Source organism: Ralstonia sp. UNC404CL21Col (assembly GCF_000620465.1).
Lineage (GTDB): Bacteria > Pseudomonadota > Gammaproteobacteria > Burkholderiales > Burkholderiaceae > Ralstonia > Ralstonia flatus.
Genome location: NZ_KK211140.1, coordinates 745,430 through 772,320, shown reverse-complemented (window position 1 = coordinate 772,320; position 26,891 = coordinate 745,430). Strand labels below are relative to the sequence as shown.

Annotated in this window: 24 protein-coding genes and 1 tRNA gene; 7 read left to right on the top strand and 18 right to left on the bottom strand. The window is 63.0% G+C overall.

Annotation, left to right across the window (positions count from 1 at the left end; genetic code table 11):
* Positions 1 to 99: 99 nt before the first annotated feature.
* From carB to gloB, 6 genes are all read right to left on the bottom strand, one after another.
* The gene (gene carB, locus N511_RS0121535; RefSeq protein WP_027681155.1) at positions 100 to 3,345 is read right to left on the bottom strand and encodes a carbamoyl-phosphate synthase large subunit; all 3,246 of its coding nucleotides are present in this window, start codon (positions 3,343 to 3,345) and stop codon (positions 100 to 102) included.
* A gap of 16 nt (positions 3,346 to 3,361) precedes the next feature.
* A complete protein-coding gene (gene leuE, locus N511_RS0121530) occupies positions 3,362 to 4,036 on the bottom strand; it encodes a leucine efflux protein LeuE (RefSeq protein WP_027681154.1) in 675 nt (224 codons plus the stop codon).
* A 21-nt stretch (positions 4,037 to 4,057) separates the two neighbouring features.
* Positions 4,058 to 5,194, bottom strand: coding sequence for a glutamine-hydrolyzing carbamoyl-phosphate synthase small subunit (gene carA / locus N511_RS0121525; protein ID WP_027681153.1), 1,137 nt, complete (start codon positions 5,192 to 5,194; stop codon positions 4,058 to 4,060).
* 347 nt (positions 5,195 to 5,541) lie between these two features.
* Complete coding sequence (gene prpE / locus N511_RS0121520) at positions 5,542 to 7,443, bottom strand: propionate--CoA ligase (RefSeq protein ID WP_027681152.1); 1,902 nt, start codon at positions 7,441 to 7,443, stop codon at positions 5,542 to 5,544.
* 144 nt (positions 7,444 to 7,587) lie between these two features.
* Complete coding sequence (locus N511_RS0121515; protein ID WP_027681151.1) at positions 7,588 to 9,138, bottom strand: transglycosylase SLT domain-containing protein; 1,551 nt, start codon at positions 9,136 to 9,138, stop codon at positions 7,588 to 7,590.
* A gap of 138 nt (positions 9,139 to 9,276) precedes the next feature.
* Positions 9,277 to 10,116: a hydroxyacylglutathione hydrolase gene (gloB, locus tag N511_RS0121510; protein WP_027681150.1), complete on the bottom strand. Its 840-nt coding sequence runs from the start codon at positions 10,114 to 10,116 to the stop codon at positions 9,277 to 9,279.
* On the opposite strand from gloB, the gene N511_RS0121505 reads away from it, so the two are divergent.
* Complete coding sequence (locus N511_RS0121505) at positions 10,115 to 11,020, top strand: class I SAM-dependent methyltransferase (RefSeq protein WP_197032068.1); 906 nt, start codon at positions 10,115 to 10,117, stop codon at positions 11,018 to 11,020. The two genes, gloB and N511_RS0121505, sit on opposite strands and share 2 nt — an antisense overlap.
* Positions 11,021 to 11,059: 39 nt before the next feature.
* The gene (rnhA, locus tag N511_RS0121500; protein ID WP_009240904.1) at positions 11,060 to 11,506 is read left to right on the top strand and encodes a ribonuclease HI; all 447 of its coding nucleotides are present in this window, start codon (positions 11,060 to 11,062) and stop codon (positions 11,504 to 11,506) included.
* Positions 11,507 to 11,523: 17 nt separating this feature from the next.
* Here the strand turns inward: rnhA and N511_RS0121495 are convergent, their stop codons facing one another.
* The 4 genes from N511_RS0121495 to N511_RS0121480 form a co-directional block, all read right to left on the bottom strand.
* On the bottom strand, positions 11,524 to 12,033 hold the full coding sequence (locus N511_RS0121495; protein WP_027681148.1) for a hypothetical protein: 510 nt from the start codon (positions 12,031 to 12,033) through the stop codon (positions 11,524 to 11,526).
* Between the two features lie 34 nt (positions 12,034 to 12,067).
* Complete coding sequence (locus N511_RS0121490) at positions 12,068 to 12,520, bottom strand: lysozyme (RefSeq protein ID WP_012762196.1); 453 nt, start codon at positions 12,518 to 12,520, stop codon at positions 12,068 to 12,070.
* On the bottom strand, positions 12,510 to 13,280 hold the full coding sequence (locus N511_RS0121485; RefSeq protein ID WP_027681147.1) for a DUF2589 domain-containing protein: 771 nt from the start codon (positions 13,278 to 13,280) through the stop codon (positions 12,510 to 12,512). The genes N511_RS0121490 and N511_RS0121485 overlap by 11 nt, the downstream gene beginning before the upstream one ends.
* Positions 13,281 to 13,386: 106 nt before the next feature.
* On the bottom strand, positions 13,387 to 14,055 hold the full coding sequence (locus N511_RS0121480) for a DUF2589 domain-containing protein (protein WP_027681146.1): 669 nt from the start codon (positions 14,053 to 14,055) through the stop codon (positions 13,387 to 13,389).
* A 248-nt stretch (positions 14,056 to 14,303) separates the two neighbouring features.
* On the opposite strand from N511_RS0121480, the gene N511_RS0121475 reads away from it, so the two are divergent.
* Positions 14,304 to 14,963: a response regulator transcription factor gene (locus N511_RS0121475; RefSeq protein WP_027681145.1), complete on the top strand. Its 660-nt coding sequence runs from the start codon at positions 14,304 to 14,306 to the stop codon at positions 14,961 to 14,963.
* Between the two features lie 164 nt (positions 14,964 to 15,127).
* Entirely contained in the window at positions 15,128 to 15,406 is a 279-nt protein-coding gene (locus tag N511_RS0121470) for a DUF1488 domain-containing protein (protein ID WP_027681144.1), read from the top strand.
* 90 nt (positions 15,407 to 15,496) lie between these two features.
* Here N511_RS0121470 and N511_RS0121465 read toward each other — a convergent pair whose 3' ends face one another.
* From N511_RS0121465 to N511_RS0121435, 7 genes are all read right to left on the bottom strand, one after another.
* Entirely contained in the window at positions 15,497 to 17,005 is a 1,509-nt protein-coding gene (locus tag N511_RS0121465; protein ID WP_027681143.1) for a SpoVR family protein, read from the bottom strand.
* Positions 17,006 to 17,119: 114 nt separating this feature from the next.
* Positions 17,120 to 18,382: a YeaH/YhbH family protein gene (locus tag N511_RS0121460; RefSeq protein WP_027681142.1), complete on the bottom strand. Its 1,263-nt coding sequence runs from the start codon at positions 18,380 to 18,382 to the stop codon at positions 17,120 to 17,122.
* A 54-nt stretch (positions 18,383 to 18,436) separates the two neighbouring features.
* Positions 18,437 to 20,359 (bottom strand): PrkA family serine protein kinase, encoded by a 1,923-nt coding sequence (locus N511_RS0121455; protein ID WP_004634293.1) that lies wholly within the window; start codon positions 20,357 to 20,359, stop codon positions 18,437 to 18,439.
* Positions 20,360 to 21,028: 669 nt separating this feature from the next.
* Positions 21,029 to 21,103, bottom strand: a tRNA-Val gene (locus N511_RS0121450).
* 71 nt (positions 21,104 to 21,174) lie between these two features.
* Complete coding sequence (gene dnaQ / locus N511_RS0121445; protein WP_027681141.1) at positions 21,175 to 21,900, bottom strand: DNA polymerase III subunit epsilon; 726 nt, start codon at positions 21,898 to 21,900, stop codon at positions 21,175 to 21,177.
* Positions 21,901 to 21,925: 25 nt separating this feature from the next.
* The gene (purU, locus tag N511_RS0121440; RefSeq protein ID WP_027681140.1) at positions 21,926 to 22,792 is read right to left on the bottom strand and encodes a formyltetrahydrofolate deformylase; all 867 of its coding nucleotides are present in this window, start codon (positions 22,790 to 22,792) and stop codon (positions 21,926 to 21,928) included.
* An 8-nt stretch (positions 22,793 to 22,800) separates the two neighbouring features.
* The gene (locus N511_RS0121435; RefSeq protein ID WP_027681139.1) at positions 22,801 to 23,655 is read right to left on the bottom strand and encodes an NUDIX hydrolase; all 855 of its coding nucleotides are present in this window, start codon (positions 23,653 to 23,655) and stop codon (positions 22,801 to 22,803) included.
* A 104-nt stretch (positions 23,656 to 23,759) separates the two neighbouring features.
* Between N511_RS0121435 and N511_RS0121430 the strand changes: the two genes are divergently transcribed.
* Positions 23,760 to 24,155, top strand: a complete 396-nt coding sequence (locus N511_RS0121430; RefSeq protein ID WP_027681138.1) for a hypothetical protein — start codon at positions 23,760 to 23,762, stop codon at positions 24,153 to 24,155.
* Between the two features lie 25 nt (positions 24,156 to 24,180).
* On the opposite strand, the gene N511_RS0121425 is transcribed toward N511_RS0121430, so the two are convergent.
* Positions 24,181 to 24,741: a hypothetical protein gene (locus N511_RS0121425; protein WP_027681137.1), complete on the bottom strand. Its 561-nt coding sequence runs from the start codon at positions 24,739 to 24,741 to the stop codon at positions 24,181 to 24,183.
* A gap of 261 nt (positions 24,742 to 25,002) precedes the next feature.
* Here N511_RS0121425 and lpxO point away from each other — a divergent pair, with 261 nt between their 5' ends.
* The gene (lpxO, locus tag N511_RS0121420; RefSeq protein ID WP_027681136.1) at positions 25,003 to 25,905 is read left to right on the top strand and encodes a lipid A hydroxylase LpxO; all 903 of its coding nucleotides are present in this window, start codon (positions 25,003 to 25,005) and stop codon (positions 25,903 to 25,905) included.
* A 308-nt stretch (positions 25,906 to 26,213) separates the two neighbouring features.
* Positions 26,214 to 26,831, top strand: a complete 618-nt coding sequence (locus N511_RS0121415) for a BPSL1445 family SYLF domain-containing lipoprotein (RefSeq protein WP_027681135.1) — start codon at positions 26,214 to 26,216, stop codon at positions 26,829 to 26,831.
* The last annotated feature ends 60 nt before the right edge of the window (positions 26,832 to 26,891 follow it).

Sequence of the window (26,891 nt, the reverse complement as noted above, 5' to 3'; positions counted from 1 at the left end):
GGACGCTCTAGTTTAGGCGAACCGTCCGGAGGCGGCAACTGCTCCTCTCCGGGCGGTTCACCGCGACGCTATGCCGCGTCGCGGGCCCTGACGATGGGCTTACAGGGTGGCGTGCAGGCCCTGCAGGTCATACACATCCAGGTGCTGCATGTGCTTCAGACCTTCCACCGCGGCGCGCGCACCGGCGATGGTCGTGTAGTACGTGACACGCTGCGCCAATGCAGCCTGGCGGATGGAACGCGAGTCGGCAATCGCGGCACGCGTCTCGTCGACGGTCGTGAAGACGAGCGCGATCTCGCTGTTCTTGATCATGTCGACAATGTGCGGACGGCCGTCCTTCACCTTGTTGACCACGCGCACCGGAATGCCGGCGGCTTCGATGGCCGAGGCGGTACCGCGCGTCGCCACGATCGGGTAGCCCAGCGTATGCAGCGCGCGGGCAACTTCCACGGCTTGCGGCTTGTCGCTGTCCTTGACGGTCATCAGCACGGTGCCCTTCTCGGGCAGGCGCGAACCGGCGGCGAGCTGGCTCTTGAAGAGAGCCTCGCCAAACGTCTTGCCGACGCCCATGACTTCGCCAGTCGAGCGCATTTCCGGTCCGAGCACCGGATCGACACCCGGGAACTTGTTGAACGGGAACACCGCTTCCTTGACGCTGTAGTACGCCGGCACGACTTCTGTCTCGACGCCCTGCGAATCCAGCGACTGACCCGCCATGCAGCGGGCTGCAACCTTGGCCAACGAAACACCGGTCGCCTTCGAAACGTACGGCACCGTACGCGAAGCACGCGGGTTCACTTCCAGCACGTAGACGATGTCTTCGCCGCCCTTCTGCTGGATGGCGAACTGCACGTTCATCAGACCGACCACGTTCAGCGCCTTGGCCATCGCGGCGGTCTGGCGCTTTAGTTCGTCGACGGTCGCCTGCGACAGCGAATACGGCGGCAGCGAGCAAGCCGAGTCGCCCGAGTGCACGCCGGCCTGCTCGATGTGCTCCATCACGCCGCCGATGAAGACGCGCTTGCCGTCGGAGAGGCAATCCACGTCGCATTCGATGGCGTCGTTCAGGAAGCGGTCGAGCAGCACAGGGCTGTCGTTCGACACCTTCACGGCTTCGCGCATGTAACGCTCGAGATCGCGCGGCTCGTGCACGATTTCCATCGCGCGGCCGCCCAGCACATACGACGGACGCACCACCAGCGGGTAGCCGATTTCTTCGGCTAGCTTGAGGGCTTCGTCTTCAGCGCGCGCGGTGCGGTTGGGCGGCTGACGCAGGCCCAGCTCGTGCAGCAGCTTTTGGAAGCGCTCACGGTCTTCAGCCGCGTCGATCATGTCCGGCGACGTACCGATGATGGGAACGCCATTGGCCTCCAGGTCCAGCGCCAGCTTCAGCGGCGTCTGGCCGCCGTATTGCACGATCACGCCGACCGGCTTTTCCTTGTCGACGATTTCGAGCACGTCTTCCAGCGTCACCGGTTCGAAGTACAGGCGATCGGACGTGTCGTAATCGGTCGAGACGGTTTCCGGGTTGCAGTTGACCATGATGGTCTCGTACCCGTCTTCGCGCAGTGCGAGCGCGGCGTGCACGCAGCAGTAGTCGAACTCGATACCCTGGCCGATCCGGTTCGGGCCACCGCCCAGGACCATGATCTTCTTGTTGCTGGTCGGTTCGGCTTCGCACTCGCCATGCTCGGCTTCGTACGTCGAGTACAGGTACGCCGTGTTGGTCGCGAATTCAGCAGCGCAGGTGTCGACGCGCTTGTAGACCGGACGCACCTTCTCGGCGATACGCTTCTCGCGCACGGCCTTGGCGGTCGTCTTGGTCAGCTTGGCGAGGCGGCGGTCGGAGAAACCCTTCTGCTTGAGCAGACGCAGCTCGGCGGCCGACAGGCTTTCCAGCGTGCGGGCCTTTACCAGTGCTTCCGTCTTGACGATGTCTTCGATCTGCGCCAGGAACCACGGATCAACGGACGTTTCGGCGTAGACCTCGTCGATCGACAGGCCCAGGCGGAATGCGTCGCCCAGATACCAGATGCGATCCGGACCGGCTTCGCCGATCTCTTCGATGATCTCGTCGCGGTCGGTAGACTTTTCGTCCAGGCCGTCCACGCCGACTTCCAGGCCGCGCAGTGCCTTCTGGAACGATTCCTGGAAGGTCCGGCCCATGGCCATCACCTCACCGACCGATTTCATCTGCGTGGTCAGGTGGCTGTCGGCCTGCGGGAATTTTTCGAACGCGAAACGCGGCACCTTGGTGACCACGTAGTCGATCGACGGCTCGAACGACGCCGGGGTCGCGCCACCGGTGATTTCGTTCTTCAGCTCGTCCAGCGTGTAGCCCACGGCCAGCTTGGCAGCGACCTTGGCGATCGGGAAACCGGTGGCCTTCGACGCCAGCGCCGACGAACGCGACACACGCGGGTTCATTTCGATCACGATCATCCGACCATCCTTCGGATTGATCGAGAACTGCACGTTCGAGCCGCCGGTATCCACGCCGATCTCGCGCAGCACGGCCAGCGAGGCGTTACGCAGGATCTGGTATTCCTTATCGGTCAGCGTCTGCGCCGGGGCCACGGTGATGGAATCACCGGTGTGGATGCCCATCGGGTCCAAGTTCTCGATCGAGCAGACGATGATGCAGTTGTCGGCCTTGTCGCGCACGACTTCCATCTCGTATTCCTTCCAGCCGAGCAGCGATTCTTCGATCAGCAGCTCGTTGGTCGGCGAGAGGTCGAGACCGCGTTTGCAGATCTCTTCGAATTCTTCGCGGTTGTAGGCGATGCCGCCGCCCGTGCCGCCCAGCGTGAACGACGGGCGGATCACGATCGGGTAGCCGCTCGTGCCGGTTTCCTTGGCGATCTGCGACTGCACAGCCACGGCTTCGTCCATCGAATGTGCGATGCCCGACTTGGCCGAACCGAGACCGATCTTGGTCATCGCGTCCTTGAACTTCTGGCGGTCTTCCGCCTTGTCGATGGCTTCGGGCGATGCGCCGATCAGCTCAACGTTGTACTTCTTCAGCACGCCGTGGCGATGCAGGTCCAGCGCGCAGTTCAGCGCGGTCTGGCCGCCCATCGTCGGCAGGATCGCGTCGGGGCGTTCCTTGGCGATGATGCGCTCGACGACTTCCCAGGTGATCGGCTCGATGTAGGTCACGTCGGCCGTGTTGGGGTCGGTCATGATGGTGGCCGGGTTACTGTTGACCAGGACCACCTTGAAGCCTTCTTCACGGAGCGCCTTGCAAGCCTGCGCGCCGGAGTAATCGAATTCACACGCCTGGCCGATGATGATCGGACCCGCGCCGATGATCAGGATGGTTTTGATATCTGTACGTTTTGGCATAACCCGCTCGATTCGATTAATTCAGTGTGGCCGTCGCCAGCTTGGCGGAAAAGCCGATAAACATGGCGCCGACGCCGCTGCTCATACCGGCAGACAAACGTCGTCGCGCGCGGAACGCCGCGGCCAGCCGCGCGCCCACGAAGATGATGGTGGTCAGGTACAGGAAGCTACAGATCTGGCAGACCAACCCCAGCACGACGAACGACACCACCGGCAGCGCGTAGTGCGGATCGACGAACTGGATGAAGAACGAGATGAAGAACAGGATCGCCTTCGGGTTCAGCAGGCTGATGATCAGCGCCTTCTTGAACGGGTGCGACTCGTCAGCCGGCGCCGCGTCTTGTGCGACGGACTCGCCGGCCTGGCGCACGCGCCAATTGCGCACCGCGCCACGCAGCATCTGCAGGCCGATCCACGCCAGGTAGGCCGCACCGATGTACTTCACGACGTAGAACAGCGCCGGACTCGCCTTCAACAGCGAAGCCACGCCCGCTGCCGACAACACCATCAGGATGGCATCGCCCAGAAACACGCCGCACGCGCCCTGGTAGCCCGCGCGCACACCGCGGCGGGCCGCCACCGACAGCACGTACATCGAGTTCGGCCCGGGCAGCAGCACGATGAAGATCGTGCCGAGCAGAAAGGTCCAGAACTCGGTGATGCCGAAGTGGGCGAGCATGAAGGCGTTCATGACGGATGCGCTCTCGTTGCTTTACTGCTTGGCTGCGTCCATCGCCGCGGTGAAGCGGTCGAACAGATACGCGATGTCGTGCGGACCGGGCGACGCTTCCGGGTGACCCTGGAAGCAGAATGCCGGACGGTCCGTCAGTTCGAAACCCTGCAGCGTGCCGTCAAACAGCGAAACATGCGTCACGCGTGCGTTGGCCGGCAGCGATTCCGGGTCGACTGCAAAGCCGTGGTTCTGCGAAGTGATAACCACGCGGCCGTCCTGCAGATCCTTGACCGGGTGGTTGGCGCCGTGGTGGCCGGTCTTCATCTTGAGCGTCTTGGCACCGACAGCCAGGCCCATGATCTGGTGACCCAGGCAGATGCCGAACGTCGGCAGGCGGCGCTCCAGGAACTCCTTGGCAGCGGCAATGGCGTAGTCGCACGGTTCCGGATCGCCGGGGCCGTTGGAGAGGAAGACACCATCCGGGTTATGCGCCAGCACGTCGGCTGCGCTGGTTTGCGCCGGCACCACCGTCACGCGGCAGCCGCGCTCGGCCAGCATGCGCAGGATGTTGAACTTGACGCCAAAGTCGTACGCGACCACGTGGTACTTCGGGGCTTCCTGCTTGCCGTAGCCGCGGCCCAGCGCCCATTCGGTCTGGGTCCACTCGTACGGTTCGGTCACGGACACGACCTTCGCCAGATCCATACCCGACAGGCCCGGGAACGAGCGCGCCAGGTCGATGGCCTTCTGCACGTTGTCTTCGCCCGCGAGAATGCAGCCGTTCTGGGCGCCCTTCTCCCGCAGGATTCGGGTCAGCTTGCGGGTATCGATGGCGGCAATGGCGACGACCTTCTCACCCTTGAGGTAGTGCGAGAGCGAGTGCTCCTTGCGGAAGTTCGACGCCAGGATCGGCAGATCCTTGATGATGAGACCGGCGGCATGGACTTTCGTGGCTTCGACATCCTCACGGTTCACACCGACGTTACCGATATGCGGGTACGTGAGCGTGACGATCTGGCGCGAGTAGCTCGGATCGGTAAGGATTTCCTGATAGCCGGTGATCGCGGTGTTGAACACCACTTCGCCGATCGTATGACCGGCCGCACCGATGGAATAGCCACGAAAGACCGTGCCGTCTGCAAGCGCGAGAATGGCGGGCGGGAAAGACGGCAACACGGGTAGCTCCTGCTGGATTCACCCTGTGCCGACCTGATCACCTTGGCGCCAAAGCGGTATTCCGGCTGCGCGGAATCCTGACCGTTTGCGCGTCGAGTCGGGGCTGGGACAGAACTCACCAGAAATCACCGAGAAGCGAGGCAGACGGGGCGGTAGGCGGGAGGTAGGAAGCGGTTGGCGCTAGGGTGATGGGTTTCTGAACTCAAACCCGACGAGTATACCCCGACGCCGCAAAAAACTCAATGAAAGGAAGGACTTAACGGCGTGCAGCCTCCGAATTCGGGCGTCTCGCGAAGCCGGCAAGGGCTGCTCAGAGCTGACGAGAACGTCACTTCCCACCCTGCTCCTCATTCGCCTCGCAGAGCAGCTTGGACCTGGGCCAGCGCCGTGGGATCTTCGATGGTGGTGAGGTCTCCGGGGTCGCGCCCTTCCGCCACCGCCTGCATTGCGCGGCGTAGCAGTTTGCCGGAGCGCGTTTTGGGCAGCGCGCCGACAAAAAACACCCGCGAGGGCCGCGCCACGGCGCCAAGCTGCGCCTCCACCGTGCGCATCAGTTCGCCTTCGAGGGCCAGGCGCCCTGCGGGCTCGGCAATGCGCGAAGCGTCACGCACGATGGCAAACCCCATCGCCACCTGCCCTTTGAGCTGGTCCGCCACGCCCACCACCGCCACCTCGGCGATGGCGGGATGCGACGACAGGCTTTCTTCGATCTCGCGCGTTCCGAGGCGGTGGCCGGCCACGTTGATGACATCGTCGGTGCGGCCGAGGATGGTCACATAGCCCTCCTCGTCCCGCACGCCCCAGTCGAAGCTGGAATAAATGTGCCGACCAAGAAACGCGGACCAGTACGTCTTCAGGAAGCGGGCGTCGTCGCCCCAGACGGTGGTCATGCAGCCCGGTGGCAGGGGCGCCGCAACGGCGAGGAGCCCTTTCTCGCCCGGGGCGCACGGCTCGCCAGTGGCCTCATCCAGGATGTCAAGCTTGTAGCCATAGACCGGGAAGCCCGGCGAGCCGAGCTTTTGCACGGAAGGCTCGACACCTTGCGGAATCGCCAGCATCGGCCAGCCCGTCTCGGTCTGCCAGTAGTTGTCGACGATGGGCTTTTGCAGCGCCTCGCCGATCCAGCTTGCGGTGGGCTCGTCCAGCGGCTCGCCGGCAAGGAACAGGCGGCGCAGGCTCGATAGGTCGTGCCGCTGCAGCAGCGCGGGATCCTGCTTCTTGAGCACACGAATGGCGGTCGGCGCGGTGAACATCACGTTGACGCGGTATTGCTCGACGATGCGCCACCAGACCGCGCCGTCCGGGCGGATTGGTGTGCCTTCGTACATGACCGTCGTCAGGCCCCCGAGCAGCGGCGCATAGACGATGTAACTGTGCCCCACCACCCAGCCCACATCGGATGCGGTGAACATCGTGTCGCCAGGCTGCGCGCCAAAAATGAGCGGTATCGACGCCGCCAGCGCGACGGCATAGCCGCCGGTATCACGCTGCACGCCTTTCGGTTTGCCGGTGGTACCGGAGGTGTAGAGGATGTATGAGGGCTCGCTGGATTCCATCCATTCGCACGGCACATCGGCATTGGCATGCTGCGCAGCGAGCGTTGCGTAATCGACGTCGCGCGCGTTGTGCTGCATGGGCGCGAGTTTGCGGTCGACGAGCAGCACGCGCTCCGGCTTGTGCGCTGCCAGCTCAATCGCAGCGTCGAGCAACGGCTTGTACTCGACCACCTTGCCCGCGCGCGAGCCCGCATCCGCACTGACGATCACGCGCGGCGTGGCGTCGTCGATGCGCGTGGCGAGACTGTTGGAGGCAAAACCGCCGAACACCACCGAATGGATCGCGCCGATGCGTGCACAAGCGAGCATGGCAAATGCGGCTTCGGGGATCATCGGCAGGTAAATCAGCACGCGGTCGCCGCGCTTGACACCCAGCGCCTGCAGGCTCGCCCCCATGCGGTTGACCTCGCGATGGAGCTGGCGATACGTGTACATCGTCTCGACACCGGTTTCGGAAGAGACATAAACCAGCGCCGCCTGTTCGCCGCGCGTGGCGAGATGCCGATCGACGGCGTTGTGACATAGATTGGTGCGTCCGCCCACAAACCACTTGGCAAACGGCAGGCGCGAATCGTCGAGGACTGCGGAATACGGCGTCTGCCAGTCGATGCGCTGGGCCTGCTCGCCCCAGAAGCCTGCGGGATCGTCAATGGAACGCTGATACAGCGCGCGGTATGCGGCGGACATGGGCATGACGTTGTCTCCTGGCCATCGTGTGCGATGGCTCGATCTTGGATGTGCTGGATGCGCCTACTGTGCGGCGGCCAACTTACGCAGGTCTTACCGCCGCCCTCAAAAACAAAACGGCGCCCCGCAGGACGCCGTTTGTTGCCAGCCTCAGCGCTTCTTGCGCTTGACCGAACTGGATGAGGTGGCCACCGGTTTCGCCTTGACCACCGGCTTGCCGGCCACCTTCGCGGTCGGCACGCGCGGGGTTGCCGTTGCGGCGCGCGACGTTGCGGCCGATACGCGCACGACACGCACGTGCCCGCCACGACTGCCACCGCGCGCCTGCGGCAGCATCAGCACGACGCTGTGCCCTTTCGGGATGGCGTCGCCAGGCAACTGGTTCCACGCACGAATCTGGGCAACCGATACGCCGTAACGCCGCGACAGACCCGCCACCGTGTCGCGCTTGCCCGCGCGCACCACCACCTTCCTGAGGTCGGGCATGTCCGGCTCGACCGCCATGGTGGCGTTCTCGGCCAGCTCGGGGCTGATGTCGGGTGCGTTCTCCTGCGCGCCGTCCACTCGCGGCACCACCACGGTGGAGCCCGCCTTCAAGCGCATGCCCTTCGGAATGCGGTTGATCTCGCGAATGGTGTCGGGGTCGACCTTGAGCCGGGCCGCCAGCGCTTCCACACGCTCGCGGTTGCCGACCGTCACGGCCGTCCAGCTCGAAAGGCCGCCGCGATAGGTGTTGAGGTTGTATTGGAACGTTTCCGCGTTGTCGTACGGCAGAAGAATCTGCGGGTTCGACGCGCCGAGGATCACCGGCCGGTTGAACGACGGGTTCAGTGCCTTGAACTCATCCATCGGCAGATTCGCCAGCTTGGCCGCCAGCGTCACATCAATATCGCGTGACGTGGTAACGGTGACGAAATAGGGATGGTTCGGAATCTCGGGCAGCGTGACGCCATAGCGCTCCGGGTTGGCGATGATGTTCTTCACCGCCTGGAGCTTGGGCACGTACATGCGCGTCTCGGCGGGCATGTTCAGGTTGACGTAATCGGTCGACAGGCCGGCGGCCTGGTTGCGCGCAATCGCCCGCGCCACCGCGCCTTCACCCCAGTTGTAGGCGGCCAGCGCGAGTTGCCAGTCGCCAAACTGGTCGTGCAGCTTGGAAAGATAGTCGAGCGCGGCGTCGGTCGAGGCCAGCACATCGCGGCGCTCGTCCTGGAAAACGTTCTGCTTGAGGTTGTACGTTCTGCCGGTGCTCGGGATGAACTGCCACATTCCGGCGGCCTTGGCGCTCGACACCGCCTGCGGATTGAACGCGCTTTCCACGAACGGCAGCAGCGCCAGCTCGGTGGGCATGTTGCGCCGCTCCAGCTCTTCGACAATGTGATACAGGTACCGGTTGGAGCGGTCCACCATGCGGCGGAAGGCGTCCGGGCGCTGCGCATACCAGTCGGTACGATCATCCACGGCCGAGCTTTGCAGATCGGGCATGGAAAAACCTTGGCGAATGCGCGCCCAGAGGTCCTTGGCCGGCCCTTTCAGGGACGCGACGGGCTGCTGATCGATATTGACGACCGGCGCAGACGCTTGGCCGGAGACGGTGGAGGCGCTGGTGCTGGCCGTGTCGGCATTCGGCCCGGGGGCCGTTGCACAGGCCGCGAGGAGCAGACTGAGCACAGTTGCCGCAAGAAGTCGCACGGATCGCATCAAGTTCTGTGGGGTTAGGGCTAAAAATTGCCCCAGATAGTAAGAAACGCATCCGACCGCGTCAACCCGCGTTCACCCGGCGGGGCGCCTGCTGGATGCATCACATCTGGCCGCGCCATCACCGCGCGCCAAGGTTTCTCAACGGAAATCGTTCTTCCACTGGCGCAACGCAGCGAATATCGCAACCGGATCATCGGCGTCGATACCCGCATGGCCTGCCACGGCCTGCGTCACATTGGCGTCATCCGATCGCATGAAGGGATTGGTCGCCCGCTCGTGGCCAACGGTCGTGGGTACAGTCGAGCGGCCCTCGGCCCGCAACGCCGTTACCTCATCCTCCCAGGCGGCCAAGTCGGCGTTGCCAGGTTCGACTGCGCGCGCAAAGCGCACATTCGATGCAGTGTATTCATGCGCGCAATAGACACGCGTATCGGGTGCCAGCGCCGCCAGCTTGGCCAGCGACGCGCGCATCTGCGCGGGCGTCCCTTCAAAAAGCCGGCCGCAACCGGTGGCGAAGAGTGTATCGCCACAAAACAGGCTCGCCGATGCGGCATTACCCTGAAGGTGTCCCACATAGGCGACATGACCGCTGGTATGCCCGGGCACATCGAGCACCCGGAAGGTGGCGGCCGGCTGCGCGAGCGTGACGACATCGCCTTCGCGCACGGCCTGCGTGCGGCACGGGATCGATTCGTTGGCTGGGCCGATGACGGGCAGCGGCGCTCCCTCGGGATTCTCCGGATACGCCGCGAGCAGTTCGCGCACCCCACCGACGTGATCGCCATGATGATGTGTGATTACAATGGCACCGAGCGCGAGCCCGCGCTCCTTCAGGAAGCGCAGCACCGGTTGCGCGTCGCCCGGGTCGACGACAGCAGCCACACGGCCATCGTGTAGTGCCCAAATATAATTGTCGGTAAACGCAGCGATCGCCTCCACCTCAAGCGCTACACCACGCGGCACACCACCCTGGACCATGTCCGACTCCTCTAACGATCGTCGCATTATAGATTGGCACCACTGGCTGGCTTCGCCGCCCGGGCAATATGTCCTGCGCTGGGAGCAGGCTCAATTCGATCGCACGGTGGCCGACATGTTCGGTTATCACGCGCTGCAGTTGGGCCACCCGGGTTTTGGGGCGCTGCGCGAGAACCGCATCCCGCTGATCGCCCGCGTGGTGGATGACATCGATCCGACAGCCCCCATCGAAACGCTCGACCCGATGGACGGCAACCCGGCAGAATCCGCCGATGCCGCCGACGCAGACCCGGACACCAACACGCCGCAGCGCCAAGCCACGCCCCGTGTGATCTGCCGCTATGACGAACTGCCCTTTGCTTCGCAGAGCATCGATCTCGTCGCCCTGCCCCACGTGCTGGAATTTACTGACGATCCGCACGAAGTGCTGCGCGAAGTGGCGCGCGTGCTGATGCCGGAGGGGCGTCTCGTCATCACCGGTTTCAACCCGCTCAGCCTATGGGGCATGCGACAGGGCATGCGGCGCCTGGGCACGGAATCGTTTCTGCCTGCGCAGAGCCAGATGATTGCGTTCACGCGCCTGAAGGACTGGCTCAAGCTGCTTGGATTTGATATCGTGCGCGGCCGTTTCGGCTGCTACTGCCCGCCCAATCGCTCGGACAAATGGCTGCAGCGCACCGCCTTCATGGAAAAGGCCGGCGACCGCTGGTGGCCGATCTTCGGCGCGGTGTACATGCTGCAGGCCGTCAAGCGCGTGCGCACCATGCGCCTGGTCGGCCCGGCATGGAAGACGCGCAAATCGCCGGCGCTGGTGCCGGCTGGTACGCCGGTCGCGACACCTTCGGGCTCGCATTCGAGCAAGACGCCATCGGCCACCGCGCGTGACGGCAAATCGGGCGTCTGAGCACGCCCGTTCCACTCACTGATCACCCATCGTTTCTCAATGCAGGAAGTCACCGTTTATTCCGATGGCGCGTGCAAGGGCAACCCCGGCCTTGGCGGCTGGGGCACCGTGCTCGTCTCGGGCAGCCACGAAAAAGAACTCTTTGGCGGCGAAGCGCTGACCACCAACAACCGCATGGAATTGATGGCCGTGATCGAGGCGTTTCGCGCGCTGAAGCGGCCATGCCGGGTGCAGGTTTATACCGATTCGCAGTACGTTCAGAAAGGCATCAGCGAATGGCTGGCCGGCTGGAAGGCGCGCGGCTGGAAGACGGCCGACAAGAAGCCGGTCAAGAACGACGATCTCTGGCGCACGCTGGACGAACTCGTCGCCGGACATGAGGTGAGCTGGCACTGGGTCAAGGGCCATGCCGGCCACCCCGGCAACGAGCGCGCTGATGCGCTGGCCAACAAGGGCGTCGAAATGGCGCGTCAGGCAAAAGCCTGACGCGGCCGCGCACACGCTCACTTGCCCGCGCAGCGCTGCGTCGGGATCTGCGGCGCATTTGCAGCGGTGGTCGTGACGTACTGCGGCTTGCCGTCCTGCGCATAGACGAGCCGCAGCGGGCCGCGCTTGGAAAGGCCATCGTCGATATCCGCCTGCAGCAGACCGGTCTGCGCCCATGCATCACCGCCGATGCTGCGCTTCTGCATCATGACGGGGCGATTCGCGCCCGGCTCCCAGTTGGCCTGGCGCTCCGGCACGTAGCGGTTAGGCAGCGTGCCGTAGGCGTAGAGCTGATTCAGCGTGTCGGTCAGGTAGCCCCCGGCTTGCTCGTTGAACGTCGGAAGATCCTGCTTGCCGAGTTCGTTGCGGATGCGCTCCGCTTCGGCGGCGCATGTCGGCGCAGCATTGTCTGCCGCGCGGGCGTAGGACATGCCGATCGCAACCGCCGCGGCGGCAAGCCACGTCAATACGCGATACAGGCGGCGTGGGCGGGTGGTGGGAATCACGGACATCGGTTCGGTATGCATGTGAGCTTCTCCGTTGAACTAACGTGGTGGTGAATCAGGACAGGAACAGCTTGCGTTCGGCCTGACGACGCTTCGTCAGCCCTTTGAGCGGCTTGCCGCCGGCCTTGTCCCACAGCAGGAACTGGTTGGCCGCGCCGGCGTAGTCGCCCGCGTTGAGCTTGCGCAGCAGCGTCGACGAGCGCAGCCGCCCTGCCCCCAGGTTGAAGACGAACGACGCCAGCGCGTCGAACTGCCCTTGCGTGATCGACACGCGCACGGCCTTCGCAATGCCCTGCTCGGTGTCGGCAAGGTCCTTGCGCAGCAGCGCTTCGGCCTGTTGCTGAGAGATCGGCCCATTGAAGGTCTCCCCGGGCCGGATCAGGTGGCCGTAGCCGATGGTCGGTTTGCCGACCGCGTCCAGATACGTCGACAGACGCAGCCCCTCCGATTCCTTGATCAGCGCGAGGCCTCGCTCGCCTGTGGTGCGTGGGTTGTGCTCAGTGCTCATCGTTTTTCTCCTGGGGCGTGCTGGGTGTGCCGGGGCCGTCGGAACCCGCGGCATTGGGCTCCAGGGGCCGTGGCACGAGCCGATTCGTGTATTCGTCGATCACGCGCATCACGGCTTCCGGCGGCTGCAGCGCGGTGAACTTCATTTCGATGTCGATGTGCTCGCTGTCGCGGCCGGTCTCACGCTGGGAATGCGGCGCAAGCGAGACGTAGAACCGACCTACACCGCCGGTGGCTGCGCCGTGCAAGGGCAAGGCCTCGGCGAGGTCGCTGCGCACGGTCATGTTCACCGTCATTTCGTCGAGTGCGAGACCGCGCGGCATCGCCAGCGACACCAGCGGCAGCGCCAGCCGGTGCTGACTGTCGAGCGCAAGTTCCACCTCGCGGGCGACCAGCGTGCCGCCCTCGTCGGCGTCGAAAAACTGGTCGAGCAGCGTGGTGTACTGCTGCGCGAGCATCTGGTTGGCGGAGGCTGCGGCGTGCTGCATGCCGCGCGTGATGTCGTCCAGCGTCAGGCCATTCAAGCCCGGATGACCGTGGCTATTGCTATTGCTGTTGCTTCCGCCGCCGCTGCCACCGCCAGGCGGAACCGAACCCGGTGGCGACGGCGGAGACGCATCGGACGCCGCCTCGGGAAGCGGCGCGGCATCGGAAGAGACAGGTGGCGTGGGTGGCGCGCTGGCGGCGGGCGCTGGCGGTGTGGCGGGCGTTGACGATGCACGGCCATCGTCACGCCCGCGGCGGCTGAAGAGTTTGAACATGGTGTCGGGTCGGTCGAATCGAACAGATCAATGGGCGGCGCGCAGGCGCGCACCGATCAGGACACCGACCGTGGGGAGGCCGGTCGGCGTCCATCGCCGCGGCGGCTTACGGCGTTGCCGGAGCCGGCGCCGGAGCGTTGCCGCCAGCCGGCACCTTTTCGCCAACCATCGTGCCGTCGGTCGGCGTGGCCGGCAGCGGCTTGACGTCGTTCTCCTTGCCCTTGACGACCACCGGCTTGGTTGCCGCGTCAGTCAAGAACTCCATCACACGCATCAGCGCTTCCGGCGGGTTCTGGCGCTTGACCTGGGTGTGGAAGGAGTACTTGGCGCGCGTATCGGTGCTGCGCGTCTGCTCCGACTTGTGCGAAGCGCGGCCCGACACCGACACGCTGAACGGGCCCCAGCCCAGCTTGGCCTGGAACGACCCTTCCGCCTCGGTGGTGGACGACGATTTCTCCGACTGCGAAATCTCCAGCTCGAAGTCGATCGTGCCTTCCTCGATGGCGATCACCGGATGCACGACCGCGCACAGCAGCGGAATGCGCATCGTCTTCTGGATCGTGCCCTGCGACACGCCCTTCTCGTCGACGATGGTTTCGTCGTAGTCAAATTGCACCGCAACGGCTTTGCCGTTCTGAATACAGACCTGCAACAGAAAATCCGCATAGGATTTTGCCGCCGAGGTTTGCGCTGCGATCATGGCCTGCAGCGGCGCAGAGATCATCTTGTCGATCGGCAGCGCATTGATAACCGACCCGATAAGTCCGTTGTCCATTTAAAACTCCTCACATTGAATTATTCGGACGCGCAGGTTTGTGCGCCCGAATCCAAAGTAAGAGTTTTTCCTGCTGGGTTCGATGCCTCGAAAGTCCCAGCCAAGGCCACGGAACAGCGGCCCAGTACATGGCGATAGCCAGCCCGTGACTTTCGGCACTGAACTTCCGTTTCAATGCATCCGGATCGATCCCGCTCTACAAAATAATCGGTTTCGCTGAAAACAATTAACTGAAGTACGAGGGGTCGATGAATATTCTGGTAATCGATAGCTTGCCGCTTTTTGCGGCAGGTGTGTCCAATGTATTGAATGCACTCGACGCACAGGGTGTGTTTATCGATACGCACTACACGGCGCAAATCGGACCGGCTTGCAGGCAAGCCGAACCCAGCGCCGTCGTCATGGAATGGAGCGCAGAAGACGACGACGCACGACAACGTTTATCGGAGTTGAAAGCGGTGCTGCCCGAAGTGCCCGTGTTGCTGACGGTGCAAGCGGTCGGGCGGCACGTGGTGGGCGACGCGCTGCGCTTCGGTGCCGCCGGTGTGGTCGACCGGCAGGCCACGGCCGACGTTCTGCTAGAAGCCCTGCAGCGCATTACCTCCGGCGCGGTGTACCTGCCGCCCATCAGCAATCTCTACCCCGACGATCCGCGCCAAACATCGGGAGAAAGCCCGGCCGAACTTTGGCGACGGCTCACGCCGCGACAGCATGAGGTGCTGCAACTGCTTGCAGAGGGCAAATCTAACAAGCAGATCTGTCGCGTGCTGAACGTGGCTGAAGGCACGATCAAGAACCATCTGTACGCACTGTTCCGGCAGATCGGCGTCAACAATCGGACGGAAGCAGCGCTGTGGCTGTCGCGTTGCAAGGCGAGCCTTGCCCGTCTGCAGATGTGTGCGATGTAGCGCCGCCCGCCTCGCCCGTGGCCCCTGCCCTGGTCGGACGTTGCGGGCCAGGGTTACGCCGCCGGTGAAAACACTGAGCGGCGACATTGCATTCACGCGACCACGCCATACACTGGTTGGAAGGCGGCGCACGGTGCATCGCCGTCTTTTCATGGAGGCCGCCCATGGAAACCATCGAATTCCACGCCAGCCCGCCACGCTATTGCGCCGCGGACCTCACGCTCACCTGCACGGCAAGCGTCGACGGCGTCCCGGCCTGCTACGCGGTGACGGCGGAAGCGCTCGAGGAGCATTTCGGCGCGCGCTCGTGGCGGCAGGAAGATCTGCTGCAAGCAATGGAATCGCATCGCGGCACCATTGAAGACATGGCGCGGTCGCTGTTCAAGCTGACGGACTCACACAACATCGTGCTGCGCAGCGGCCATTTCCGCTTCGGCATGTAGCTGCACTGTGAGCAGCATGGTCGACATCCGTGTCGGCGGCAGACAAGAAGAAGGCCAGCGCAAGGCTGGCCTTGTGGAAGCAGGCGCGGGCTAATCAGGCTTGCACTCGTGCTTCATCTCGCGTCGGCCGTCTTCATAGACCACCTCCAGCCGGCAGGTAAAGCCCCAAAGGCGCACGACGTGCCGCAGCATCTCTTCGTAGTTCGGCCCAATCGGGCGGCGGTTGCTTTGCAGGTGGCGCAGCGTCAATGAGCGATCCCCGCCCACGTCGACGTTGGTCACCTGGATGTTGGGCTCGATGTTCGACAGATCGTACTGCCCTGCCAGCAACTCGCGGATCTTGCGATAGCCATCGTCATCGTGGATGGCGGTGACGCGCAGCCTCGCGTCGCGGTCGTCATCGAGCACGGAGAACAGCTTCAACTCACGGATCACACGCGGCGAGAGGAACTGCAGCAGGAAGCTCTCGTCCTTGAAATTGCGCATGGCGAAGTCGAGCGTCTTTTGCCAGTCGCTGCCGGCAATCTCCGGCGCCCAGCGGTAGTCCTCTTCGTCCGGGGATTCGCAAATGCGGCGGATGTCCTGGAACATCAGGAAACCGAGCGTGTACGGGTTCAGACCGCTGTAGTACGGGCTGTTGAACGGCGGCTGGTAGATCACGTTGGTATGCGCCTGCAACAGCTCGAGCATGAAGGCGTCGTTGACAAGCTTTTCGTCGTACAGCTTGTGCAGGATCGTGTAATGCCAGAAGGTCGCCCAGCCCTCGTTCATCACCTTGGTCTGCCGCTGCGGGTAGAAGTACTGCGCAATCTTGCGCACGATGCGCACGATCTCTCGCTGCCAAGGCTGCAACTTGGGCGCGTTCTTCTCGATGAAGTACAGCAGGTTTTCTTCAGGTTCCGGCGGGAATTGCGGATCGGGTTCGGGTATGTCGTCCGCAGTTGCCAGAGCGCGCGCGCGGTGCGTCGGCAGCGTGCGCCACAGGTCGTTCACCTGCGCTTCCAGGTATTTCTCGCGCTCCGCCTGACGCGCCTGCTCTTCGTTGATCGACAGCTTCTTGGGCCGCCGATAACGATCGACCCCGTAGTTCTGCAATGCGTGACAGGAGTCGAGCAGTAGTTCCACCTCCTGCTCGCCATATCGCTGCTCGCATTCGGCCACGTAGTTCTTGGCGAAGAGCAGGTAGTCGACGATGGCGTCGGCGTTCGTCCACGTGCGGAACAGGTAGTTGCCCTTGAAGAAGGAGTTGTGGCCATAGCAGGCATGCGCGATCGTCAGCGCCTGCATCGGCATCGTGTTCTCCTCCATCAGGTAGGCGATGCAGGGGTTCGAATTGATGACGATTTCGTAAGCCAGCCCCATCAGGCCGCGCTGGTAGCCGCGTTCGGATGCCAGGAAGTGCTTGCCGTACGACCAATGGTTGTAGCCCAGCGGCAAGCCGGACGACGCGTAGGCGTCGAGCATCTGCTCGGCGGTGATGATCTCGATCTGGTTCGGATAGGTGTCCAGACCGAAGTCTGCGGCAATCTGGGCGATGCTTTGGTCGTAGCGCCTGATCAGCTCGAAGGTCCACTCCGAGCCCGTAGATAGGTAGGCCATGCTCGTTCCCGTTGGTCCATCACACAGGGTCACAGGTGGCGTGCTCGCCATGGCTCGCGCTGCCACTGCACAGCGGTGCCGGGCCGGAGCAAGCTGCTGCTGCCCGATCAGCGATCAGGCGGCGCGCTTCTGAAACAGCTCGTGCAAGACCGGATAGATTTCATCCGCCTTGAGAATGCGCTGCATCGCGAAGTTTTCGTGCCCCGCCTTCAACGTAAGATACTCCTCCCACAGGTTCTGGGGCTCCGTGGAGACCACCTCGACATAGGCGTAATACTGCGTCAGGGGCAAGATCGTTTCGCGCAGCAGCTTTGCGCACAGTTCCGAATCGCCTGCCCAGTTGTCGCCATCCGAAGCCTGTGCGCAATAGATGTTCCATTGGCTTGGCGAATAGCGCTCCTGCATCACTTCCGCCATCAGCTTGAGTGCGCTCGACACGACAGTGCCGCCCGACTCGCGCGAGTGGAAGAAATCCTCTTCATCCACCTCCTTGGCCACAGTGTGGTGACGGATGAAGACGACGTCGATGCGTTCGTAGTTCCGCTTCAGGAACAGATAAAGCAGCATGAAGAAGCGCTTGGCCAAATCCTTGCGCGATTCATCCATCGAGCCGGACACGTCCATCACGCAGAACATCACCGCCTGCGCCTGCGGGCGCTTGCGCATCACGCGGTTGTTGTAGCGCAGGTCAAGCTTTTCGATGAACGGGACGCGATCCAGGCACGAGCGCAGATGGCGCATTTCCTTCATCAGCTCTTGCGCGCGTACGCTGTAGGGCCCGTCGTTTTCCAGTTCTTCGTTGTACTCGCGCTCCAACTCGTGCAGGCGGCGCTGGTACGGGCTGGACAACGCGATACGGCGACCGAGCGAGCTGCGCATCGTGCGCAGAATCGACAGGTTGGACGGTGTGCCATCGAGCGAGAAACCCGCGCGTACCTTGCGCACCTCGGCGATCTTGGCAAGGCTGCGCTTGGCAAGATCGGGCAACGCCATGTCTTCGAAGAAGAAGTTAAGGAAGTCCTCGCGCGAGAGCGTGAAGATGAAATCGTCTTCGCCCTCGCCCGAGTCGCTGGCCTGCGAGCCTGAGCCGCCGCTGCCCTGCTGCGGGCGGTCAAAGCTGTCGCCGCGAATGAACTCTTTGTTGCCCGGGTGGACGCCCTCGCGGCGCCCGCCCGAGCCGTGATGGAACATGGGCTCGGAGATGTCCTTCACGGGAATGGACACCTGCCCGCTCTGCTCGATGTCCATGATCTTGCGGCCCGTCACGGCCTTGGCCACCGCGCGGCGGATCTGGTCTCGGTAACGCTTGATGAAGCGTTGCTTGTTGACGGTGCTCTTGCCGCCACCGTTCTCCCGCCGATCAATGATCGTGCCCATGTAACTGCCCTCGATTGGAAGTCTGCTGGGTGTCCTTGCCCTCTTCTGGTCTCCTTAAGATGACTTCCTGACACGCAGATACCACTCCACCAGCAAGCGGACCTGCTTCTGGGTGTAGCCCTTCTCCACCATGCGATTGACGAAGTTCTCGTGCTTTTCCTTGTCGTCATGCGACGACTTGGCATTGAACGAGATCACGGGCAGCAGATCCTCCGTGGTGGAGAACATCCGCTTCTCGATCACCGCGCGCAACTTCTCGTAGCTCGTCCAGACCGGGTTCTTGCCGCCGTTCTTGGCCCGCGCCCGCAGCACGAAATTGACGATCTCGTTGCGGAAGTCCTTCGGGTTGGAAATGCCCGCCGGTTTTTCCACCTTTTCCAGCTCGTCGTTCAACGCACTGCGATCAAGAATCTCGCCGGTGTTCGGATCGCGATATTCCTGGTCCTGGATCCACAGGTCGGCAAACACCACGTAGCGGTCGAAGATGTTCTGCCCGTACTCCGAATACGACTCCAGATACGAGGTCTGAATCTCCTTGCCGATGAACTCCACGTACGGCGACGTGAGGTACTCCTTGATGTAGGACATCAGCTTGGATTCCGTCTCCGGTGGGAATTGCTCGCGCTCGATCTGCTGCTCGAGCACGTACAGCAAGTGCACCGGATTGGCGGCCACCTCTGTCCCATCGAAGTTGAAGACCTTCGAGAGCACCTTGAACGCAAAGCGCGTCGACAAGCCCGTCATGCCCTCGTCGATGCCGGCAAAGTCGCGGTACTCCTGATACGACTTCGCTTTCGGGTCGACATCCTTCAGGCTCTCGCCGTCGTACACGCGCATCTTCGAGAAGATGTTGGAATTCTCGGGCTCCTTGATGCGCGTGAGCACCGCGAACTGCGCCATCATCTTCAGCGTGTTCGGCGCGCAGGGCGCCGCCGCGAGCGAGCTGTTACGCAGCAGCTTGTCGTAGATCTTCACCTCGTCCGACACGCGCAGGCAGTACGGCACCTTGACGATGTAGATCCGATCAAGGAACGCCTCGTTGTTGCGATCAGACTTGAAGCTTTGCCACTCCGCCTCGTTCGAGTGGGCAAGGATGACGCCATCGAAGGGGATTGCGCCAAAGCCCTCCGTGCCCTTGTAGTTGCCTTCCTGCGTGGCCGTCAGCAGCGGGTGCAACACCTTGATCGGCGCCTTGAACATCTCGACGAACTCGAGCAGCCCGCGGTTGGCCAGGCACAGCCCGCCCGAATACGAATACGCATCCGGATCGTCTTGCGGATAGTCCTCCAGCTTGCGGATGTCGACCTTGCCGACCAGCGACGAAATATCCTGATTGTTTTCGTCGCCCGGCTCGGTCTTGGAGATCGCAATTTGCGACAACACCGACGGATGCAGCTTCACCACGCGGAAACGCGTGATATCGCCATTGAACTCGTGCAGCCGCTTGACCGCCCACGGCGAAGCAATCGAGTTCAGATAGCGCCTCGGGATACCGTAGTCTTCCTCCAGAATCTTGCCGTCTTCCTCGGGCGAGAACAGCCCGAGCGGGGACTCGTGTATCGGCGAGCCCTTCAGTGCGTAGATGGGGATCTGCTCCATCAACGACTTCAACTTCTCGGCAAGCGAGGATTTGCCGCCGCCCGGAGGCCCGAGCAGGTAAAGGATCTGTTTGCGTTCCTCAAGGCCCTGCGCGGCATGTTTGAAGAAGGAGACGATCTGCTCGATCGTGTCTTCCATGCCGTAGAACTCCCGGAAGGCCGGGTAGATCTTGATGACCTTGTTGAAGAACAATCGTGACAGCCGCGGATCGTGGTGGGTGTCCACCAGTTCCGGCTGACCAATCGCGGTGAGCATGCGCTCGGCGGCAGTCGCATAGGCGGTCGAGTCTTTTTTGCAGATATCCAGATACTCCTGGATGCTGTACTCGTCCTCTTTGCGAGCTTCAAAACGCGTTGCGTAGTGGCGGAAAATATCCATATCTCCCCCGTAGATTTCTTCCCTACTCCACACCAACAAGCGAGAGCCAGGCTAGTTCTTGCGTGCGTTGCTGATTCCACTGTAGACGAATCACCGATGAGCACAAGAACGGTTGACGACCTGGAACGGTGCACAACTCGTCGTAATTGCGTTAGCGCTCGACTGCATCAAGTGCTAAACGCACCTTGCACGATGCATCAGCCCATGCATGCACCACGACGATCGGCTGCCCCCGAGCACAGCAGAAAGCGTACCCATGACATCCGCCGCGCTCGCAGGTTGGTACGTAACCGATCTGCGGGAGTTCCCGCACGCACGCTGAATACAGGAGGGGGATATCCCTGCATTTCAGCGCGTTGCCAACTGTGATAACGCAGAGATTGCGCATGGCACCAGCCCCGGGGCGGTACGTTTGTAGCGGCAGCTTTTCTCGCCGTGACGCAACAACGCATTGTGCAAAGTATTGGGCGAAATGCGTTTCAGGTCCGGCACCCCCGCCCGAGGGAAGGAGGGAACGGATCGACAGACGATGTCTCTTTTTTGCGCCACAGGAAAAGTTTTGCCGGACACTTCGGACGAGCGTACGGGAAAGCCCGCACAGGGAACGCGGACAAAGAAAAAGGCCCTCGGCGTTTGCCTGAGGGCCTTTTAAGCGATTTCTCGCCAGTTTGGTGGGTGGTACAGGGATTGAACCTGTGACCCCTGCCGTGTGAAGGCAGTGCTCTACCGCTGAGCTAACCACCCGAATGCGGTGAAAACGAGATTATGGCGAAAAGGCGCGGCCGTGTAAATACCCTGGCCGCACATTTTTTTGATCAGGCAGCCGGCGCAGCTTCCACAGCCTCGCGCGTCCAGACCGTTTTGCCGCCGCTGGCCTTGTCGATTTCCTTCAGGACGCCGGCGTGCGCCTCGGCCTCGGCTTCGGTGGCCAGCAGCACCGGCAGTTGCAGCGCGCTCAGGTCGACGGCGACGGCTTCGTCCGACGCGCCCTCGCCGGACTCCAGCATGTCGATCACCAGCGTGTTCTGGCCGCGCGTCATAGCGAGGTAGACCTCGGCCAGCAGTTCCGCATCCAGCAATGCGCCGTGCAGCGTACGGTGCGCGTTGCTGACGCCCAGACGGTCGCACAGCGCATCCAGCGAGTTGCGCTTGCCGGGGAACATCTGGCGCGCCTCGCGCAGCGTGTCGATGTGGCCCGACAGGTGCTCGCGGAAGGGCGGCAGGCCCAGGCGCTGGAATTCCATGTCCAGGAAGCCCAAGTCGAACGCGGCGTTGTGGATGATCGCCTCGGCGCCCTGCACGTAGTCGCGGATCTCGTCGACGATCTCGGCAAACTTCGGCTTGTCGGCCACGAACTCGTTGGTGATGCCGTGCACGGCCATCGCGCCCGCGTCGATCTCGCGCTCGGGGTTGATGTAGAAGTGCAGGTTGCGGCCGGTCAGGCGGCGGTTGACCATCTCCACGCAGCCGATTTCGATCACGCGGTCGCCGGTGGCGGCATTCAGGCCGGTGGTTTCGGTATCGAGAATGATCTGTCGCATCGCGCGCTCCCCTACTCTGACTGGATTACTTGAAGACGACGGTCTTGTGGCCATTGAGCAGGATGCGGTGTTCCGCATGCCACTTCACGGCACGGGCCAGCGCCACGCATTCCACGTCGCGGCCCACGGCGGTGAGCTGTTCCGGGTCCATGCTGTGGTCCACGCGCTCGATTTCCTGCTCGATGATCGGGCCTTCGTCCAGATCCGCCGTCACGTAATGGGCTGTTGCACCGATCAGCTTCACACCACGCTCGTGCGCCTGGTAATACGGCTTGGCGCCCTTGAAGCTCGGCAGGAACGAATGGTGGATGTTGATAGCGCGGCCTTCCAGCTTGCGGCACAGATCGTCGGAAAGAATCTGCATATAGCGCGCGAGCACGACGAGGTCGATCTGCTGCTCCTGCGCGATTTCCCAGATACGGGCTTCCTGCTGGGCCTTCTGCGCGTCCGTCGCCTGCAGCAGGGGCAGATGCATGAACGGCACGTCGTACGACGCAGCGAGTTGGTAAAAATCGCGGTGGTTCGACACGATGGCCGCAATCTCGATCGGCAGCTGGCCTGCGCGTGCACGGAACAGGAGGTCGTTCAGGCAATGGCCGATCTTCGAGACCAGGATCATCACGCGCGGCTTGATGGCCGCGTCGAACATGCCCCACTGCATGGAGAAACGTTCGCCGATGGGCGCAAAACGGTCACGCAGGGCGCCAAGGTCCAGCGGCTGGCCTTGGGGCACAAAATGCACGCGCATGAAGAAACGGCCCGTGAATTCGTCACCGAACTGGTCGGAATCGAGAATATTGCAGCCTTGCTCGAACAGCAGGCCCGACACGGCGTGGACGATGCCGGGCTGGTCCGGGCACGACAAGGTAAGAATGAAACCGGAGTGACTCATGAAGCGTTTTATGTATTGTTGTCGGGCGCAAACCGCTGTGGCGTAGGGGACGAGCCCAGCCGCGCCAGGGCGTCGAGGGTGACGAGCGTCGCGTCGACCGTCATCGCGAAGTCCGCCATGATATCAAGCGCCGCGTCGGGGCTGGCACGCAAGTGGCCGGCGACCTCCCCGTCCTGATTGGCTGGGACGAAGCTGGCCGGCAGCGTCAGGTCAAAGGCGAACAGCGTTTCGCACTGGATGCCTTCGGGCACTTCGCGAAGCACGTCCAGCGTGCCGCACGGCACCAGCCGCGCTGCCAGCTCGGCGCCGATGCCCGCCTCTTCCCAGCATTCCTTCTCCAGCGCGCCGCGTGCATCGAAGCCATGACCGATGCCGCCGGCGACGAGGTTGTCCCACATGCCGGGGTCGATCGGTTTGGTTTCGGCGCGGCGGGCCAGCCAGAGTGCCGGCCCGACGTCATCCGCGCCGGCAATCAGGCCGTTCATGTGCGCGGCATAGGTCCGAATGCCGAAGAAACGCGCGGCGGCGCGCTCGATCAGCGCCAGCGTGGGCGTGCCCCAGCCGGTGTTGACGGCGAAACGCTCGTCGCGCCAACCCCGCACGTGGCCATCTTCGGCAAGGCGCGCGATGACTTCGGCCAGCGCTGCGGTGCGGGCGGCCTCGTTGGCGAGCGTCTCCCGCAAATCGACCCGCTTCGCCGACACGTCGAACCACTGCGGCCAGCGCGCAAGCAGCGACGCGCGCTCGCGGCTCAGCCAGCCGACGCGTTGTCCGGCAACAACCCACGGGATCAGCGCGTCGGCGTCGAACGCCTGCCGGGCCGCCAGACCGTCCCGGATGCGCTGGATGCGCGAGTCCGTCATGCCGGCGCCCCACAATGTCGGGCGTGCATTGTGCTTTCCGTGCAGCACGGGTCGCGCGATAATGCGCCGTTAATACAAGCCGTCATCAGACTGGAGAAACAAGGATGGATGAAATCGACGAGCTGTCGGATCTGCCGACCCCGCGCTTTATTTGGGGCTTCGCCATTGCCGTCACACCGTCCGGCGAAGTGTCGCACGATGAATTCGAATATCTGACGCACACCCGCACACCCCGCTTCACTTGCCGCGTGGTCGAACTCGAAGACGCGCCTGCCGAGCCCGAAGACGAAGGCGACATCGACGGCCGCATCGTCCACTTCGACAACCCGAAGCGGATGTTCTACATCACCGATCTGGGCCTGGCCCTGATGAACTTCACCCTGTTCGACAAGGTGGATAACAAGTCCAAGCTGAAGAACGCCTGCGACCAGGCCATCGCCGACTGGCTCACCCGCCGCGATTTTCTCGACTCCGAACCGGACGACGACGAGGACGATTGAGCCAATCGCTTGATCGCGTGATCATTCAGCCCTGACCGGCGGCGCCGCCATCCTCGGCAAAGCGCAGGTCGGTCAGGCGCACATCGGCGTAGGAACGCCCGGCATCGAGCAAGGCCGAAACCTGCGCCTTCACCCGCTCTTTCTGAGCGCGCAACGCACGCGGCGGCACGGTCGAATCCTGACCGGTGTGGTGCAGATACAGCATCTTGTAGGTGAGTTGGCTCACCATCCACTGCCGCAGCACGCGGCGCCGGCCGGCATGGTCGGCTTCCAATCCATCGATTTGTCCGAGCAACGCAGAAAACGCGCGCGCGAGGCTCGCCGGCTCTGCGGCCTCGCCGGCGATGCAACGTTCGGCCAGCGCACGCGCTTGCGCGGGTGACATGGCCTCGTCCGTTTCGACGAAGCGCTCGGTAGCCGGGTCTGGTCGCGGCATCGGTGGCCGGTTTGCCAGCCGCGCCGACACTGCAGACAGCGCTTCCTGCGCTCGGCGCATGGACGCTTCAAGCGATTCCGCATTGCCCAGGCCCACGCCAATGGTGGTCGGCATGTCGCTGGATTCTTCGTCGCGTTTTTTGACGTCCATCGCTCCCTCCGGTGATCGTCCGTGACCAGCGTGCCTGGCGGACGAAAACAGAATTGTAGAACGCGACGCACATTTCGCGACAAATCGACACAGACGTTCCTTATTGCAAAGACCGCGCAAACGATAACGTGGCGTCACAAACCACGCTGCACTGTTGGCGGCTGTCCACGCGGCGCGGCTCCGCCACGGGTAAAATGCCGGATTGCGCTGACAGCGCATGCACTCAATTGCTGACCGCCTTCGCGCGGCAAGGAAATCGCCTTGATCAAGTGGATTATCGTGGCCCTCTATCTGGGCTCCATTCTGTACGTGCACTTTCGCGGCAAGGTGCGTCTGAAATTCTGGCGCCAGATGTTCGACCACTCGGCCGTCGTGGCACCGGTCAATTGCTTTATGTACGCGTTTTCGGGCGTGCCGCAGACGCCGTATGTGCCGGTCGAGCGCTTCCCGGATCTGGAAAAGCTGCAGGCCGCGTGGCCGCAGATTCGCGACGAAGGCCTGGCGCTCATCAACCTGCGCAAGATCAAGGCCGCCGAGAAGAACGACGATGCCGGCTTCAACTCGTTCTTCAAGAACGGCTGGAAGCGGTTCTACCTGAAGTGGTATGAGGCACATCATCCGTCGGCTGAACAGCTTTGCCCGCAGACCGTCGCGCTGCTGCGCGATCTGCCCAGCGTGAAGGCGGCGATGTTTGCCGAGCTGCCGCCGGGCGGCAAGCTGAACCCGCACCGCGATCCGTTTGCCGGCTCGCTGCGCTATCACCTGGGTCTGTCTACGCCCAACGACGACCGATGCTTCATCGAAGTCGACGGCCAGCGCCACAGCTGGCGCGACGGCCAGGGCGTCGTCTTTGACGAAACCTATCTGCACTGGGCCGAAAACGCCTCCGACAAGGACCGCCTGATTCTCTTCTGCGATATCGAACGCCCGATGAAATTCGGCTGGGCGCAGCGCGTCAACAAATGGCTGGGCCGCAAGGTCATGACCGCCGCCAGCTCGCCCAACGACGACGGTGACCAGACCGGCGGCATCAACAAGCTGTTCCGCTATGTGTGGGTGATGGGCCAGTACCGCCGCCGGTTCAAGGCGTGGAACCGCAAGGTCTACTACGTGGTGAAGTTCGGTCTGATCATTGGCGTGGCAGCGCTGATCATCTGGATCTGAGCGCTGAACCTCGTCCCGCATCGCACAAGAAACCGGCCTGAAGCGCCGGTTTTTGTTGCGCGTGAAAAAGCTACGCACATTGCGGTCGGCTTGCGTTTTTACAAAGCAGTGAAGGAAAAGCGCCACATCAGCCACAAATCTCGCCTAATGTCAGGAATTGAGCGCTCCGGCGCTTATGCGATATGGCGGGCACGCCGCTTGCTCCACCTTCCTTCGACAACCCTTGCTCGTTGCATGGGACCGAGTCAGAGCGGGGACGCGTGTGCCTGTGTCCCTCGTCAACAACAAAGACAGTGAGATCAATCGCCATGAAAAAGAACCTCATTAGCCGCCAGACCATCGTCACCCGCGCCGCCGCGCTTGCTGCTGTCGCACTGCTCGGTACCCAGCTCGCCGCGTGTACCACGACCAGCCCGAATGCGCAGGGCTCCGACGTGATGTCGTCGACCAACAAGCACGCGACCACCAACTCGCAGGCGGATTCCGTGCTCTCGCGCCTGTACACCACCGCCAACGGCTCGCGTGAACTGGTGGGACGCGCCAAGGGCGTCCTGGTGTTCCCGTCGGTGCTGAACGCAGGCTTCGTGGTGGGCGGCCAGTACGGCGAAGGCGTGCTGCGCACCGGCGGCGGCCGTCCGCTGGGCTACTACAACATCGCGTCGGCGTCGGTGGGCTTCCAGGCCGGCGCGCAATCGCGTGCGCTCATCATTCTGTTCATGACGGACGAAGCGCTGCAGAAATTCCAGGCCAGCCAGGGCTGGACGGCCGGCGTGGATGCCACCGTCGCACTGGCAAAGATCGGCGCGAACGGCGCGGTCGATACCAACACCGCCCAGCAGCCGATCATCGGCTTCAACCTGACCAACGCAGGCCTGATGGCCGGCGCGTCGATCGAAGGCACCAAGATCACGAAGCAGAACAACTGATCTGCGCATCGCTGGTTGCCAATACCGCCGTCTCGTACGGCGGTTTTTTTTTGCGCGAAA